The sequence below is a fragment of the Thermococcus sp. LS2 genome (assembly GCF_012027375.1).
GTDB lineage: Archaea > Methanobacteriota_B > Thermococci > Thermococcales > Thermococcaceae > Thermococcus_B.
This window is the reverse complement of record NZ_SNUI01000003.1, coordinates 219,500-231,509: the sequence shown is the minus strand read 5'-3', so window position 1 is coordinate 231,509 and position 12,010 is coordinate 219,500. Positions and strand designations below refer to the sequence as shown.

Here is a 12,010-nt window from a genome sequence, read left to right as displayed (position 1 = left end):
ATTTTCCTTACTCCCTCCGCTTGAATAATTACGAGGGAGAAATAATTTCGCTGGCTTTCATTTTATTTGTTTTATCTGGTTTAGTTTTTGAGTCCATTAGAATTTGAGATTAACTTTGCATCTCTGTGGAATATCTTGTGTTATCTAATCCTTCCATTGATTTTTGTCGTCGTTGCTCATGAGGTGCTTCATGCTGCAGCTGCAAAGCTCTTTGGGGCTAAAGTTGAGTTTGGAATTTCAGTTTTTGGAAAAGTGAATTTAGCTCCCTACACAGGTATAAGGACTCCTCTAAGAAAGAGAGAGAGTGGATTTACATTATAATTGCCCCTGTTTTATTGTCTGCTGTCGCTTTTGTCCTCGCCTTTGCTTTGAAAAGTCTATGGTGGGGAGTTGTTTTTATATTCAACACTTCTGGCTTAGCGGGGGATTTGTTGGCCTTGATAATCATCGGCAGAATGTCTGATGGTGCTTTGATTGTGGATGAAGGAACTGTTACAAAAGCTACTCATGAATTTCCGAGGATTTCGAGGAGAACTTCCATAATGATCAAGATCCTTGCTTTAGCTTTGCTGCTTTGTATCATTTTGAACTTTAGGGTTGAGGTTGTTATGGGGAAGTGAAGTCACCAAGGTCGAACACCAAATAGCCTTTCTCTCTAAGTTCTTCTTTCCTATCAACATGTTTTGCAATCAATCCGTAATGTTCTGCTTTTGTGCTTATTTTAACGCTTTTGCGCTTTTCTTTTAGTTCTTTTAAGATTTTCATAGCATTTTTGTATGAAAGCTCCTTCCATTTGACCTCAAAGAAGCCCGCTTCGCGTGTGATGCTATTAATAGTCACCAAGTCAATCTCTTTCTCTTTGTCCCACCATCTGCCGATTTTTGTGAACTTGAAGGGGAGCTTACTTTCAATGTTCAGTTTAATCAGAAACTGCCTTGCAACTCTTTCAAAGACTTCTCCAAGATACTTATTGAATTCATCCCTAAAATCCTCAAAACTTATTGCTCCAATCTCTATGTCATCCTTGTAGGGATAAACAAAGCGAAGCCAAAAACGATAGTAAAAGTCTTTTACTCGGTAAATCCCAAACTTTCTGCGCTCTCTTTGTGTTATCGGAAACTCTTTGTAGATTAAGTCGAGTGTTTCAAGTGTTTTCAGGTATTTTGGCAGGTTTGTTATTGCTATCTTAGTTTCGTTAGCTATTTCTGTAAGCTTGGTTTTTCCTTCATTAATAGCTTTTAAGATGTTTAAATAATCTATCGGTTCTCTAAGCTCGTCTTTCAGGAGTCTTTCGGCATCTTCATAAAGGATGCTCACCTTGTTGTAAAAATTGCGCTCAATGTTTTCTTCAACGCTCAGCGAGTCGTTAAAGTACTGAAAATATGCGGGAATTCCATCGATGCATCCGTAAACTTTCACGAGTTCTTCCCATGAGTAGCGGGGAAAAGCTTCTTTTAAGTGGAAGAATCCAATCGGTGAGAGCTTTAGCTGAGCGGTTCTCCTTCCGTAAAGGGGATTTTTATAGCTCATCAAGCTTTCCATCGTGGAAATTGAAGAGCCGAGAAGAATGAGCATAATCCGTGAGTCCTTTAGAATTTCATCCCATATGTACTGGAAAACTGAAGGAATAGATTTGTCCTCCTCCACCCAGTATGGGAACTCATCAATAACAAAAACAAGCCTTTTAAAATCTTTAACTTTTTCAAAAAACTCCTCCAAGCTACGGGCTTCAATGAAGACGTTGAACTTTCTGTTAAAATTCTGAATTAGGCGAGTGAGTTCAAGCTCTATTGGCTCTTTTCTCGCTAAGAAATAAAAGCTGGGTTTGTCTTTTATGAACTGCTTGATTAGTTCAGTTTTTCCAATTCTTCTGCGTCCATAGATTAGGATAAGGTGAGCTTTATTTTGGATGTAAAGCTCCTCAAGTGCTTTGAGTTCTTCTTCTCTGTCGATGAATTTTAGTATCATGATATTAAATATCACGTTATTAAATTTAAGAGTTTCGGCTAAGAGATTTTCACAGTTGATAATGATTTTGCGGTATATAGATTTGGGATTGTGCCGTGATGTTTTAATCAGTATGCAACATCCATCTTTCTGAAAAGGATGTATGCAATTATTAGCATAGCACCTGAAAAAAGCGTGAGCGTAGCTATTTGAAAAGCAGTATTTACTTGTATCCCCAGAAGAGACGCTCTTATTAAGTTCGCTGCATATGTTAAAGGATTAAACTTTGCAATTTCTGAGATGAGTGGGGGGAGATATTCAGGAGGATAGAATATGCCGCTAATTGCTATTATTGGCGTTGTTATCATCCTGTTGAACATTGTTAGCTTGTCTGGAGTCTTTACAACTGCACTGACACAGAATGACAGTGATGCAAATATTATTGAACTCATCACAACAGCATAAAGAAACAGGAATGGGGTGGCATATGAAAGGCTCACTTCATCTTTTATTATTGTAGTAGAAAGCAGCCCTAAGGTTATGGCAGTTGATGACGAGATTATAACAATTGAGAGCACCCTTGAGAGGAAATATTCAGCTCTTGAGGAAAAGCTCAAAATTTGCTCTAACATTCCATTGTATTTATCTGTCCAGAGCATTGACCCGCATAATATCGAAAGCTGCAGAGTATTTATCAAAATGGCAGCAGGTACAAAAAAGGCGGAATAGCTTAAATATCTGTCATACATCGGTATAGGTTTTACAATTTTGTTGTATGCCAATGAAATTATGAAAATGTAAATGAGCGTTGGAAGGAGTAAGCTAAAAAACAGGTGAGGCCTCAGGTCATAGGTCGTTCTTAGATTCCGATATATCAGGCGTCTCATTTTTAATCACCTTAAGATATGCCTCTTCTAAGTTGGCTGAGTTGGTTTTCCTAATTAGAGACTTTGGAGAGTCAATTGTTAATATTCGTCCCTTATTTATAATTGCGATTCTGTCGCATAGTCTTTCTGCTTCCCACATATTGTGAGTTGTAAAGAATACGGGGATTTTCATATTCCTTATAACTTCGATGACCTTATACCTCGATTCAACATCTAAGCCAACTGTAGGCTCATCAAGAAACAATAACGTTGGTTTATGTACTAATTCCCTGGCTATTTGGAGTCTTCTTCTTTGTCCAATTGATAGTTCAATAGCTTTTTTGTTTGGCTTTAAATCGAATTCATTAATAAGTTTTGAGGCTCTTTCTTTGGCTTCCTCTTTGCTTAACCCTCTTAGGTATCCGTAAAGCCAGATATTTTCAAACACTGAGAGATAAGGTTCAAAGCTAATTCGTTGCTGAACATAACCAATGCTTTTTCTTTCCTCTCTTGAAAGCTCTTTTGGACTTTTCCCGAAGATTTTAACGGAGCCTTTGTCTGCCCTTAAGATACCAAGAATTATTCTCACTGTAGTTGTTTTACCAGCACCATTGGGCCCTATAAATCCAAATATCTCTTTTTTAACATCAAAGCTTATTCCTTTAAGCACCCATGTACTGCTAAACTTTTTCCATAAATTTGAGACTGAAATGACCTTCATGGTTTATCCCTTGATTAATTTAAGTAGCTTGAATATTTCAAGATAATGTCCATAGCTTCGTTGAATATTCTACATACTATCGGGCAGGATACTCTTCTCCTAGTTCATAACTTCTGAAGGCTATTCCGGGGCAAACACCACCACATAAGGCATAATACTTACAAGATTTGCATTTTTGGAGTATGTCTAATGATTTTAATTTTCCGTATATGTCTTTCCAATCTCTACGTATATCCCTTGAATCTGACAAGAGTTCTTTTAGTGACTTTTCTTTTAGAGAGCCTAATTTCCATTCTGTCATTCTATCACATGGAGTAATTGTTCCATCAGGTTCAATATTTATATAAGCAATGTAGGGTACACACTGAAATGAGAATTTTTCAAATTCTTTATTATCTTGGAGTAGTTCTATGTTAAATGAGCCAATAATACGAAATCCTGAATTTTCTTTGTTGTATATGGACATTAATCGCAATAAATTCTCAAGAAACTCTCGAATTTCTTGTATAGTTGGTCTAAACTCTTTCCAATTTATAAATCCACATCCAACTGGCATTATTAAAGTTGGAATCCACATAGAGACATTTAGATCAAGCAAAAGGTCAACAAAATCTTCCATTCTTCCTATTAGATGTCCTCTCAAAGAACTAGCAACAGCTACGTTTACACCATTATCGGTTAATGTTTTGATTGAGGTAATAATTTTTTATATGCGCCAGGAACACCAACAAAGGGATCAACATCCTGCTCGCTAATGCCATGTAATGAGACTTGGACAATAAGATTATCAATTTTAGATATTTTTTAATTATCTCCGGGGTTAGAAGTGTGGCATTTGTATAAACTCGTAGTGGAAATGCATATTCACCTGCATACTGAAGTAGTTGGAGAGTGTCCCTTCTTAGAAAAGGTTCTCCCCCTGTGAAGAATAAATAACTTGCTCCATATTCTGAGAGTTGATCAATTATGTTCATCCATTCCTTGGCTGTTAGTTCTTTAATTTGTGGGCTCCACTTATTATTACCTTGAAGACAATGTTTACATTGGAAGTTACATCTATGAGTCAAAGTTAGAAGGGCTCTGCTACACATACTAAATGGATAAATTTCTACAGATTTGCTCTCGTATGTATCGCTGAAAGTAATTATCCCTAGGTTATGCATTTCTAGTATTGTTTTAGCAACATCTTCTTGTGGTACCCCCATGTCATTGGATATTTCTTCACATATTTGATCAAATGTTAGCTTCTCTTTTGAAATTCTCAGTACAATTTCTTTGAAAATAGAATCACCGAATCACCGAAATAATAATCATTTTGGTAATAGGGTTCGACGAAATAATACTTGCCCCTATATTCATGAAGGCGTAATGGTCTAAGAAGAGATATATAGACCATTCTGCTCACCCTAAGGGAAAAATATTAAAAATTTGAAATTAAACGTTATTGGCTAACTTATTTATCTCATCTATGAACTCTTTATGATATACTGAAATTCCGATATATTTATCTTCTCCAGCATGGAAACCTTTTGTATTTATCACACAACTAAACTTTTTTAAATGTTGAGAACTCCTTTTCCTATTCATCATTATCACCAAAATATTACTATAACTCTTTGTTTATTTTTTCTATAACTATAAGTTTAAAACAAAAAGTTAGATATACAATCTACCAAACTCAAAAACTAGTAATGATAAAAAGGGAATAAAAGCAAAGCTCACTCAATAAACACCGCAGGCTTCATCGGCATTGCTTGCTTCTTCTTTCCGCCTTTGTCCTCCTCTGGATTAATTACAATCTCCAAGCCAAGCTCCTTCTCAATGAAGTCTTTTGCTTCTCTCAAGGCTTTCTCCTCATCAATGCGCTTTATGTCAAAAGCTCTCTCTTTTATCAGCTTGTTCACTAGGTTTGCCACTTCTTTGCCCTTCTTTCTCATCTCTGGATCTTTCATGACTTCGCTCATCACAGCCTTAAAGTCTCTCTTCTCTGCAACAATCTCAGCAACTTTCCACTTCCACTCTGGAGCTGTATAGATATAGGCTTTCTTTGCATCCTCCAGCTTTGCAACCTTTATAATTTCCTTAATGTCCTCAATCAGCGACTTAATGTAATCCTCTTCCAGCTCTATTGCCTCGTTCCACCACTCTGGATTTGGCTCAGGCCACTTAGCCAAGCTGACAAATCCCTCTCCGCCTAGCTTTTCCCACAGCTCCTCACAGATATGTGGTGTAAACGGTGCCATCAAGCGAACCCATATATTCGCCAGTGTCCTCAAGACATAGCGCTTTGCTTCGTCGTCTCTGCCTTCAGTCCTCCTCATGTACCATCTCAAGTCGTTCAATATGCTGTAGAATGCCCACTGGACAGCAGTCCTCGTCCTAAACTCTTCCAAGGCTTTAGTTGCTCCCTCAATCGCTTTGTTCAATCTGTGTAGCATCCATTTGTCAATGTCTTTCAACTCAGCTGGCTTTGCCTCATATTCAGCAAATTCGCTTATCAGCTCATAGAACCTCTCTAACTGTCCTCTCAGCTTTGATACTTCTTTGTTCCTCCAGTCAAAGTCGCTGTCATGCTCAGCTAAGCTCATTATGTACAGCCTCACGACATCGGCTCCGTTCTCGTTTATCGCGTCAATGAAGTTCAGTACGTTTCCTTTGCTCTTGCTCATCTTCTTACCTTCCAGCGTTCCGTAGCCATTGACGGCTATTCCCTTCGGCCAGTGCTCCCTTCTGAACAGTGCTACATGATTGAAGACAAAGAACGTTAGGTGGTTTGGGATTAGGTCTTTAGCAGAGCATCTCCAGTCCAGTGGATACCAGTATTCAAACTCCTCTTTCATCTCTCTGATAACTTCAGCTGGAATTCCAGTCTTTTTGCTCAGCTCTTTCTCTTTCTCCTCGCTCCTCTCATCTAGGAATATGTAATCGAACAGCTCTGGAATCAGTTGCTCCCCTCTAATGCCGTACTTGTTAATCGCTCTTGAGATTGTGTAGTAAGCCATGTAAATCGTTGAATCGCTCAAGCTCTCAATCACCCATTCTGGGTCCCAAGGTAGCGGAGTTCCCAGTCCAATCTTTCTTGCACATGCTTTCTTGTCCAGCCAGTCAAATACAGCTTTGAATTGGGCTCTCCTTGACTCTGGGATTATTTTCATCTGCTCCAAGCACTCAAAAGCCTTAGCTTTCCACTCTGGGTTTCCGTAGTCAATGAACCACTGGTCGTGGATTATCTTAATCACAGCCCTGTTTCCAAACCTTGAAATGACATTCTTTTCAGCAAATTCATACATGATGTCGGCGATTCCTTTCTTCTTCATGTCTTCAGCAATTATGTCCTTAACTTTGCTCACTGGAATGCCCTTGTACGGCTCAATCTTGAAGATGCCCTTATGGTATTCAGCCTTGTATATTGTCTTTGTTGCCTGCTCCAGCTTTTCTTTGTCCTCTTGGCTCTTCACTCCTAGCTTTGCAACCTCTTCAACTGCTGGGAACTCGCCGTAGCCTTCCAGCTCAATCAGCGAGATGTACGTGATGTTCTCGACGATTCTTGGATCAATATCATACTTCAGCAAAATGTCTGTGTTTCTCTTCAAATCTTCCAGAGCGGCATGGTCAAATGGTGCATGCGCTGGAACGCTCATAACAACACCGGTTGCGTTGTCTGGGTCAACGAAATCTGCTGGCAGAATTATTATCTCATCTCCAGTAACGGGATTCTTAACCCACTTGCCTATCAGCTTCTCTCCCTTGAACTCCTCCAATACTTCAATCTCCTTATCTTGGAAGCTCAGCTTATAGGCTGCCTCTTTGCTGACTACCCATATTTCCTCTTTTCCTTTGTATATCACTTTAGCTTTGACGTATGTAGCATTGGGGTTCAGCCACATGTTAGTTACTCCGTAAACTGTCTCTGGTCTCAGCGTTGCTGCTGGCAAGTAAATAATCTCACCATCCTCCTCTAAGATGAACTTAATTAAGATGTACTCCAAAATTGGAACATCTTCTCCATCCATCAAATCATGGTCGCCGAGAGGTGTTCCAACAACTGGATCCCATCTAACTCTGTGTGCTCCTTTAACTATCAGCCCTTTCTCTTTCAGCCTCAAGAACTGCCAAGTTATGAAAGCATTAAACTGCGGATGCAGTGAAGTTGTGTGAAACTCTCTGCTCCAGTCAACGCTGAATCCAGCTCTAATGAATGTCTCCTTTGCTGCTTTCATGAAGTATTTGACGATGTTTATTGGATCCTCAAACGTCCACAGAATATCTTCCGGCACTTTGTAAACATCTCTGTAAACAAAAATCGTCTGAGGATCGCGGTGCTTTATTCTTTCGGCAATTCCAACTATTGGTGAACCTGTGATGTGCCATGCCATTGGGAACAAAACATTGTAACCCTGCATTCTCTTGAATCTCGCTATAACATCTGGGATTGTGTACGTCCTTGCGTGTCCAACGTGCAGATGCCCTGATAGGTATGGGAAAGCAACTGTGATGTAGAACTTTGGCTTATTTCTATCTATCTTTGGCTCAAAGATTTTCTCTTCGTTCCACTTCTTCTGCCACTTCTCCTCAATAGCCCTAAAATCTACCATAGTCTGACCTCCCTAATGGTTGTTTGAACAGCAAAAAGAGCATGCACGGAGAATTTTTGAGAATGCCAAATAGGGGGATTATCGAAGAAATACTCAGCCTTGATAGTTGAGAAGATACTCCCCCCTCATTGGCATCGCCATAGATTTGGAATTGGAGTATTTAAAAGTTGTGGTTGTCTGAGTATCTTTGGGATTTGGATAGGGAGAATCGCAACTTTTAAAAACTCAAACTCTAAACTCACCTCGACTAGGCGGGGGAACCCGCGGGATGTTCCGCTCTGCGGAGAACCACAAACAGCGAAAGCGAGGTGGAAAGAATGGGAATGTACAAATACATTAGGGAAGCTTGGAAGAGCCCAAAGAAGAGCTATGTTGGACAGCTTTTGAAGGTTAGAATGATTAAGTGGAGAAGGGAGCCAAGCGTTGTTAGGATTGAGAGACCAACAAGACTTGACAGAGCAAGGAGCTTAGGCTATCAGGCAAAGCAGGGTTATGTAATCGTTAGGGTTAGAGTTAGGAGAGGAGGAAGAAAGAGGCCCAGGTGGAGGGGCGGTAGAAAGCCCTCAAAGATGGGTATGGTCAAGTACTCACCAAAGAAGTCTTTGCAGTGGATTGCTGAGGAAAAAGCTGCGAGAAAGTTCCCCAACCTTGAAGTGCTCAACTCCTACTGGGTTGGCGAGGATGGAATGTATAAGTGGTTTGAGGTTATAATGGTTGACCCACACCACCCAGTCATCAAGTCCGATCCTAAGATAGCTTGGATTGCAATGAAGGTTCACAAGGGTAGAGTCTTTAGAGGTCTCACAAGTGCAGGTAAGAAGTCAAGAGGACTTAGAAACAAGGGTAAGGGTGCTGAGAAGATTAGACCAAGCATTAGAGCAAACAAGGGTAAAGGTAAGTGATTTGCTTTTCTTATTCTCTTTTACTTGGATTAACCCTTTTTGGTGTAAATTTCTGATAATTTTCCTTTAATTGGTTCAAATTCGTGAATTTGACGATTTTGAGGGAAATGCTTAAATTTCATGAGCGATATATTTTAAAATGAGAGAGTGAAAAATGTTTGAGGTGAGAGCTATGGCAAAGCTTCAAGCTCATAGTGTAAAGATTAGGACGTTCATTCATGCAACTGAAGACCCCGAAAAGGTGCTGGAGGCGTTGGAGACTCTATTTCCAGAGGATTTGTCACCTCAAGATGTTGACTTTGAGATAATTGAGACAGAAGGTTACTTTGGAAACCCAATCCTTGTCATGGACGCAGAGATTAAGAGGAGCAAAAACGTAAGAAAATTCCTTGAGAACCTCAAAGCTCTGCTTAGTGAGGAAGATAAAGCTTACCTCATTGAGCATGCTGAGGAAAAAGTTGACGAGACTGGAACCTTCTACATTCGCTTTGACAAGCAGAGAGCATACTTAGGAGAAGTTAAAGTTACTGAGGGTGAAGATGTTATCCATGTAAGAATTAAGGTTAAGGCATTCCCAATGAAGAAAGAAAGCGTTGTAAAATCAGTTAAGGAGTGGCTGAGCGAATGAAGTGGGTTGAGCTAGATATCAGAGATGAGAAAGCTTACGAATTAGCTGAGGAGTGGTATGATGAAGTTGTCTTTACAAAAAAGCTTGCATTAAATGGTAACCTAGATTATGAAAAGCTGAAGGAGGAAATCAAAGAGCTCAGAGAAAAGTACGGAAAAGTTGCCCTCCTCGTGATTACGAACAAGCCCTCACTAATTAGAGAAATCAAAAACAGAAACCTCAAAGCTCTCCTCTACGTTCAAGGAGGCAATATGAAGATTAACCGCTTTGCTCTTGAAGTTGGTGTTGATGCTCTCATAAGTCCAGAATTTGGAAGGAAAGATAACGGATTTGATCATGTTCTTGCAAAAATTGCCGCAAAGAATGATGTTGCGATTGGCTTTTCTATATCTCAGCTTTTGAGGGCAAACCCATATGAGAGAGCCAACATTTTGAAGTTCATGATGAAGAACTGGCAGCTCGTTGAGAAGTACAAAGTGCCGAGGTTCTTAACATCTTCAGCTGAAAATTTGTGGGAAGTTAGGGCTCCGAGAGATTTAATGAGTTTAGGAATTGCTCTAGGAATGGAGATTCCCCAAGCAAAGGCTTCAGTTAGTTTTTATCCCGAAAAAATTGTAAAGAGAAAATAGATTATAAGTGACTAATATCCTTTCAAAATCGGGATCTCTCCGGGCTCGTAGTCTTGAAGTTTGCCCTCCAAAAAGTCTGCATAACCCTTTAAGTCTAGTAGTCCATGTCCGCTGAGGTTGAATAGTATGACTTTTTCCTCTCCCTTCTCCTTTGCCTCCAAAGCCAAATCTATCGCTCCCTTTACAGCGTGAGCACTCTCTGGTGCTGGAACGATACCTTCGGTTCTTGCAAATAGAACTGCCGCCTCAAACACTTCTGTCTGGTGATATGCCCTAGGCTTAACTATACCGTGGTTTATTAAAATGCTCAGTGTTGGAGCTAAGCCATGATACCTCAAGCCGCCGGCGTGGATTGGGGGAACATAGTAAGTGTGGCCCAAGGTGTGCATTTTTATCTTCGGCGTTAGCCTTCCGCTGTCTCCGTAGTCGTAAGTGTAAACTCCTCTCGTCATTGATGGCGCTGCTCTCGGCTCTATCGCATAGAACTCATACTCCGCTTTGCCCTTTAAAACGTCTCTAACGAACGGATAAGCTAAGCCAGCAAAGTTGCTTCCGCCTCCAACACAGCCAACGATTGTTGTTGGCTCTTCACCAAGTAGCTCCATTTGAAGCCTTGCTTCCTCTCCAATAATTGTCTGGTGCATTAAAACGTGATTTAAAACACTACCCAATGAGTAGCGAGCATTTTCGTCATTCAAAACATCTTCTATAGCTTCACTTATTGCTATTCCTAACCCTCCTGGATGGTTGGGGTCTTGAGCTAAAAACTTCCTTCCGACGTTTGTTCTATCACTTGGCGATGGAAAGATTTCGGCTCCATAGGTCTGCATTAGTATTTTTCTGTAAGGCTTCTGCTGGTAGCTTGCCCTTGCCATGTACACCCTAATCTTCAGTCCAAACAAAGCCCCTGCTAAGGATAAAGCTGTTCCCCACTGACCTGCGCCAGTTTCGGTGACTAATCTTTCAATACCTTGATTTTTAGCGTAATAAGCTTGAGCTAAAGCTGTGTTTATCTTGTGGCTTCCTGTTATCGTTGCCCCTTCATATTTGAAGTAAATCCTTGCTGATGTTTTCAAAGTTTTTTCAAGATTTGTTGCCCTAAATAGCGGTGTTGGTCTTCCAATCTTGGCATATATCTCTAAAATTTCCTCTGGTATTTTAATGAACCTTTCACTGCTCATCTCCTGCTTAACTAACTCTTCAGCAAAAATTCTCTTCAGTTTCTCTGGGCTTATTGGCTCATCTGTCTCTGGGTCTAATGGCGGAGCTAATGGCTCTGGCAAATCTGGCAAAATGTTGTACCACTTCGTTGGCATTTCCTCTGGCTTCAAAACGGCTTTAACTTTCTCCATTTAAATCACCTCCGTAGTTTTTGTTAAAAAAGTCCCAAAAGTGAGGGAATAAGAGTTAGAAAAACTAATCCCTTCAATTGTGTAGGAACGGACAGAACAAACTAACCTTAAGTTGTTAGATCCAAATAAAAGCTTTCCAAAAACACTCCCTCCAGATTACACTAAGAGACGTGCCAAAAACGATCCCGCCCTTCAGCTGTAAAACTAACCGAGAAACCTAGGAAGCCTTCACTCTCAGCTCCAAAAACAATCACTCCTGATCGTCATGGTGCATCGAAGCTTGTAAATGTGTCCTAACTTTAAAAGGTTTTTGGGGCCAATTTTGACAGACTGTCCTCTTGATGGGGGGAATATTAGTACCTTTTTGGCA

13 protein-coding genes and 1 pseudogene are annotated in these 12,010 nt (G+C 40.2%); 6 read left to right on the top strand and 8 right to left on the bottom strand.

The window, feature by feature from the left end; genetic code table 11:
• The first annotated feature begins 87 nt into the window (after positions 1-87).
• The 3 genes and pseudogenes from E3E24_RS05935 to E3E24_RS12860 all read left to right on the top strand — a co-directional run bounded on the left by E3E24_RS05935 (position 88) and on the right by E3E24_RS12860 (position 620).
• The gene (locus tag E3E24_RS05935) at positions 88-321 is read left to right on the top strand and encodes a hypothetical protein (protein ID WP_167885300.1); all 234 of its coding nucleotides are present in this window, start codon (positions 88-90) and stop codon (positions 319-321) included.
• Positions 309-410, top strand: a pseudogene (locus E3E24_RS13060) (DUF3267 domain-containing protein); the annotation flags it as partial. The gene E3E24_RS05935 and the pseudogene E3E24_RS13060, both read left to right, overlap by 13 nt.
• Positions 411-431: 21 nt before the next feature.
• Positions 432-620: a hypothetical protein gene (locus E3E24_RS12860; protein WP_240912109.1), complete on the top strand. Its 189-nt coding sequence runs from the start codon at positions 432-434 to the stop codon at positions 618-620.
• Here the strand turns inward: E3E24_RS12860 and E3E24_RS05925 are convergent.
• From E3E24_RS05925 to leuS, 7 genes are all read right to left on the bottom strand, one after another.
• On the bottom strand, positions 607-1,968 hold the full coding sequence (locus E3E24_RS05925) for an ATP-binding protein (RefSeq protein ID WP_167885301.1): 1,362 nt from the start codon (positions 1,966-1,968) through the stop codon (positions 607-609). The genes E3E24_RS12860 and E3E24_RS05925 overlap by 14 nt on opposite strands.
• Positions 1,969-2,075: 107 nt before the next feature.
• Positions 2,076-2,834 carry an ABC transporter permease gene (locus tag E3E24_RS05920; RefSeq protein ID WP_167885302.1) on the bottom strand — a complete coding sequence of 253 codons (759 nt, stop codon included), beginning with the start codon at positions 2,832-2,834 and terminating at the stop codon, positions 2,076-2,078.
• Positions 2,794-3,534, bottom strand: coding sequence for an ABC transporter ATP-binding protein (locus tag E3E24_RS05915; RefSeq protein WP_167885303.1), 741 nt, complete (start codon positions 3,532-3,534; stop codon positions 2,794-2,796). Before E3E24_RS05915 ends, E3E24_RS05920 begins: the two co-directional genes overlap by 41 nt.
• Positions 3,535-3,610: 76 nt before the next feature.
• Positions 3,611-4,153: an SPASM domain-containing protein gene (locus tag E3E24_RS05910; protein WP_167885304.1), complete on the bottom strand. Its 543-nt coding sequence runs from the start codon at positions 4,151-4,153 to the stop codon at positions 3,611-3,613.
• 52 nt (positions 4,154-4,205) lie between these two features.
• A complete protein-coding gene (locus tag E3E24_RS13055) occupies positions 4,206-4,625 on the bottom strand; it encodes a radical SAM protein (protein WP_370520466.1) in 420 nt (139 codons plus the stop codon).
• Between the two features lie 343 nt (positions 4,626-4,968).
• Positions 4,969-5,121, bottom strand: coding sequence for a hypothetical protein (locus tag E3E24_RS05900; protein ID WP_167885306.1), 153 nt, complete (start codon positions 5,119-5,121; stop codon positions 4,969-4,971).
• Between the two features lie 131 nt (positions 5,122-5,252).
• Positions 5,253-8,129 carry a leucine--tRNA ligase gene (gene leuS, locus E3E24_RS05895; protein ID WP_167885307.1) on the bottom strand — a complete coding sequence of 959 codons (2,877 nt, stop codon included), beginning with the start codon at positions 8,127-8,129 and terminating at the stop codon, positions 5,253-5,255.
• A 317-nt stretch (positions 8,130-8,446) separates the two neighbouring features.
• Between leuS and E3E24_RS05890 the strand changes: the two genes are divergently transcribed.
• The 3 genes from E3E24_RS05890 to E3E24_RS05880 all read left to right on the top strand — a co-directional run bounded on the left by E3E24_RS05890 (position 8,447) and on the right by E3E24_RS05880 (position 10,288).
• Positions 8,447-9,031: a 50S ribosomal protein L15e gene (locus tag E3E24_RS05890; RefSeq protein WP_167885308.1), complete on the top strand. Its 585-nt coding sequence runs from the start codon at positions 8,447-8,449 to the stop codon at positions 9,029-9,031.
• 172 nt (positions 9,032-9,203) lie between these two features.
• Complete coding sequence (locus E3E24_RS05885) at positions 9,204-9,659, top strand: RNA-binding protein (protein ID WP_167885309.1); 456 nt, start codon at positions 9,204-9,206, stop codon at positions 9,657-9,659.
• A complete protein-coding gene (locus tag E3E24_RS05880) occupies positions 9,656-10,288 on the top strand; it encodes a Ribonuclease P protein component 3 (RefSeq protein ID WP_167885310.1) in 633 nt (210 codons plus the stop codon). The genes E3E24_RS05885 and E3E24_RS05880 overlap by 4 nt, the downstream gene beginning before the upstream one ends.
• Before the next feature lie 11 nt (positions 10,289-10,299).
• On the opposite strand, the gene E3E24_RS05875 is transcribed toward E3E24_RS05880, so the two are convergent.
• The gene (locus E3E24_RS05875) at positions 10,300-11,640 is read right to left on the bottom strand and encodes a TrpB-like pyridoxal phosphate-dependent enzyme (protein ID WP_167885311.1); all 1,341 of its coding nucleotides are present in this window, start codon (positions 11,638-11,640) and stop codon (positions 10,300-10,302) included.
• Positions 11,641-12,010 lie beyond the last annotated feature (370 nt).

What these genes read in the sequence shown, in the direction of transcription:
- E3E24_RS05925 (WP_167885301.1), bottom strand. Translation starts at nt 1,968, where the DNA reads ATGATACTAAAATTCATCGACAGAGAAGAAGAACTCAAAGCACTTGAG.
- E3E24_RS05920 (WP_167885302.1), bottom strand. Translation starts at nt 2,834, where the DNA reads ATGAGACGCCTGATATATCGGAATCTAAGAACGACCTATGACCTGAGG.
- E3E24_RS05915 (WP_167885303.1), bottom strand. Translation starts at nt 3,534, where the DNA reads ATGAAGGTCATTTCAGTCTCAAATTTATGGAAAAAGTTTAGCAGTACA.
- E3E24_RS05910 (WP_167885304.1), bottom strand. Translation starts at nt 4,153, where the DNA reads ATGGAAGATTTTGTTGACCTTTTGCTTGATCTAAATGTCTCTATGTGG.
- E3E24_RS13055 (WP_370520466.1), bottom strand. Translation starts at nt 4,625, where the DNA reads ATGTGTAGCAGAGCCCTTCTAACTTTGACTCATAGATGTAACTTCCAA.
- E3E24_RS05900 (WP_167885306.1), bottom strand. Translation starts at nt 5,121, where the DNA reads ATGAATAGGAAAAGGAGTTCTCAACATTTAAAAAAGTTTAGTTGTGTG.
- leuS (WP_167885307.1), bottom strand. Translation starts at nt 8,129, where the DNA reads ATGGTAGATTTTAGGGCTATTGAGGAGAAGTGGCAGAAGAAGTGGAAC.
- E3E24_RS05890 (WP_167885308.1), top strand. Translation starts at nt 8,447, where the DNA reads ATGGGAATGTACAAATACATTAGGGAAGCTTGGAAGAGCCCAAAGAAG.
- E3E24_RS05885 (WP_167885309.1), top strand. Translation starts at nt 9,204, where the DNA reads ATGGCAAAGCTTCAAGCTCATAGTGTAAAGATTAGGACGTTCATTCAT.
- E3E24_RS05880 (WP_167885310.1), top strand. Translation starts at nt 9,656, where the DNA reads ATGAAGTGGGTTGAGCTAGATATCAGAGATGAGAAAGCTTACGAATTA.
- E3E24_RS05875 (WP_167885311.1), bottom strand. Translation starts at nt 11,640, where the DNA reads ATGGAGAAAGTTAAAGCCGTTTTGAAGCCAGAGGAAATGCCAACGAAG.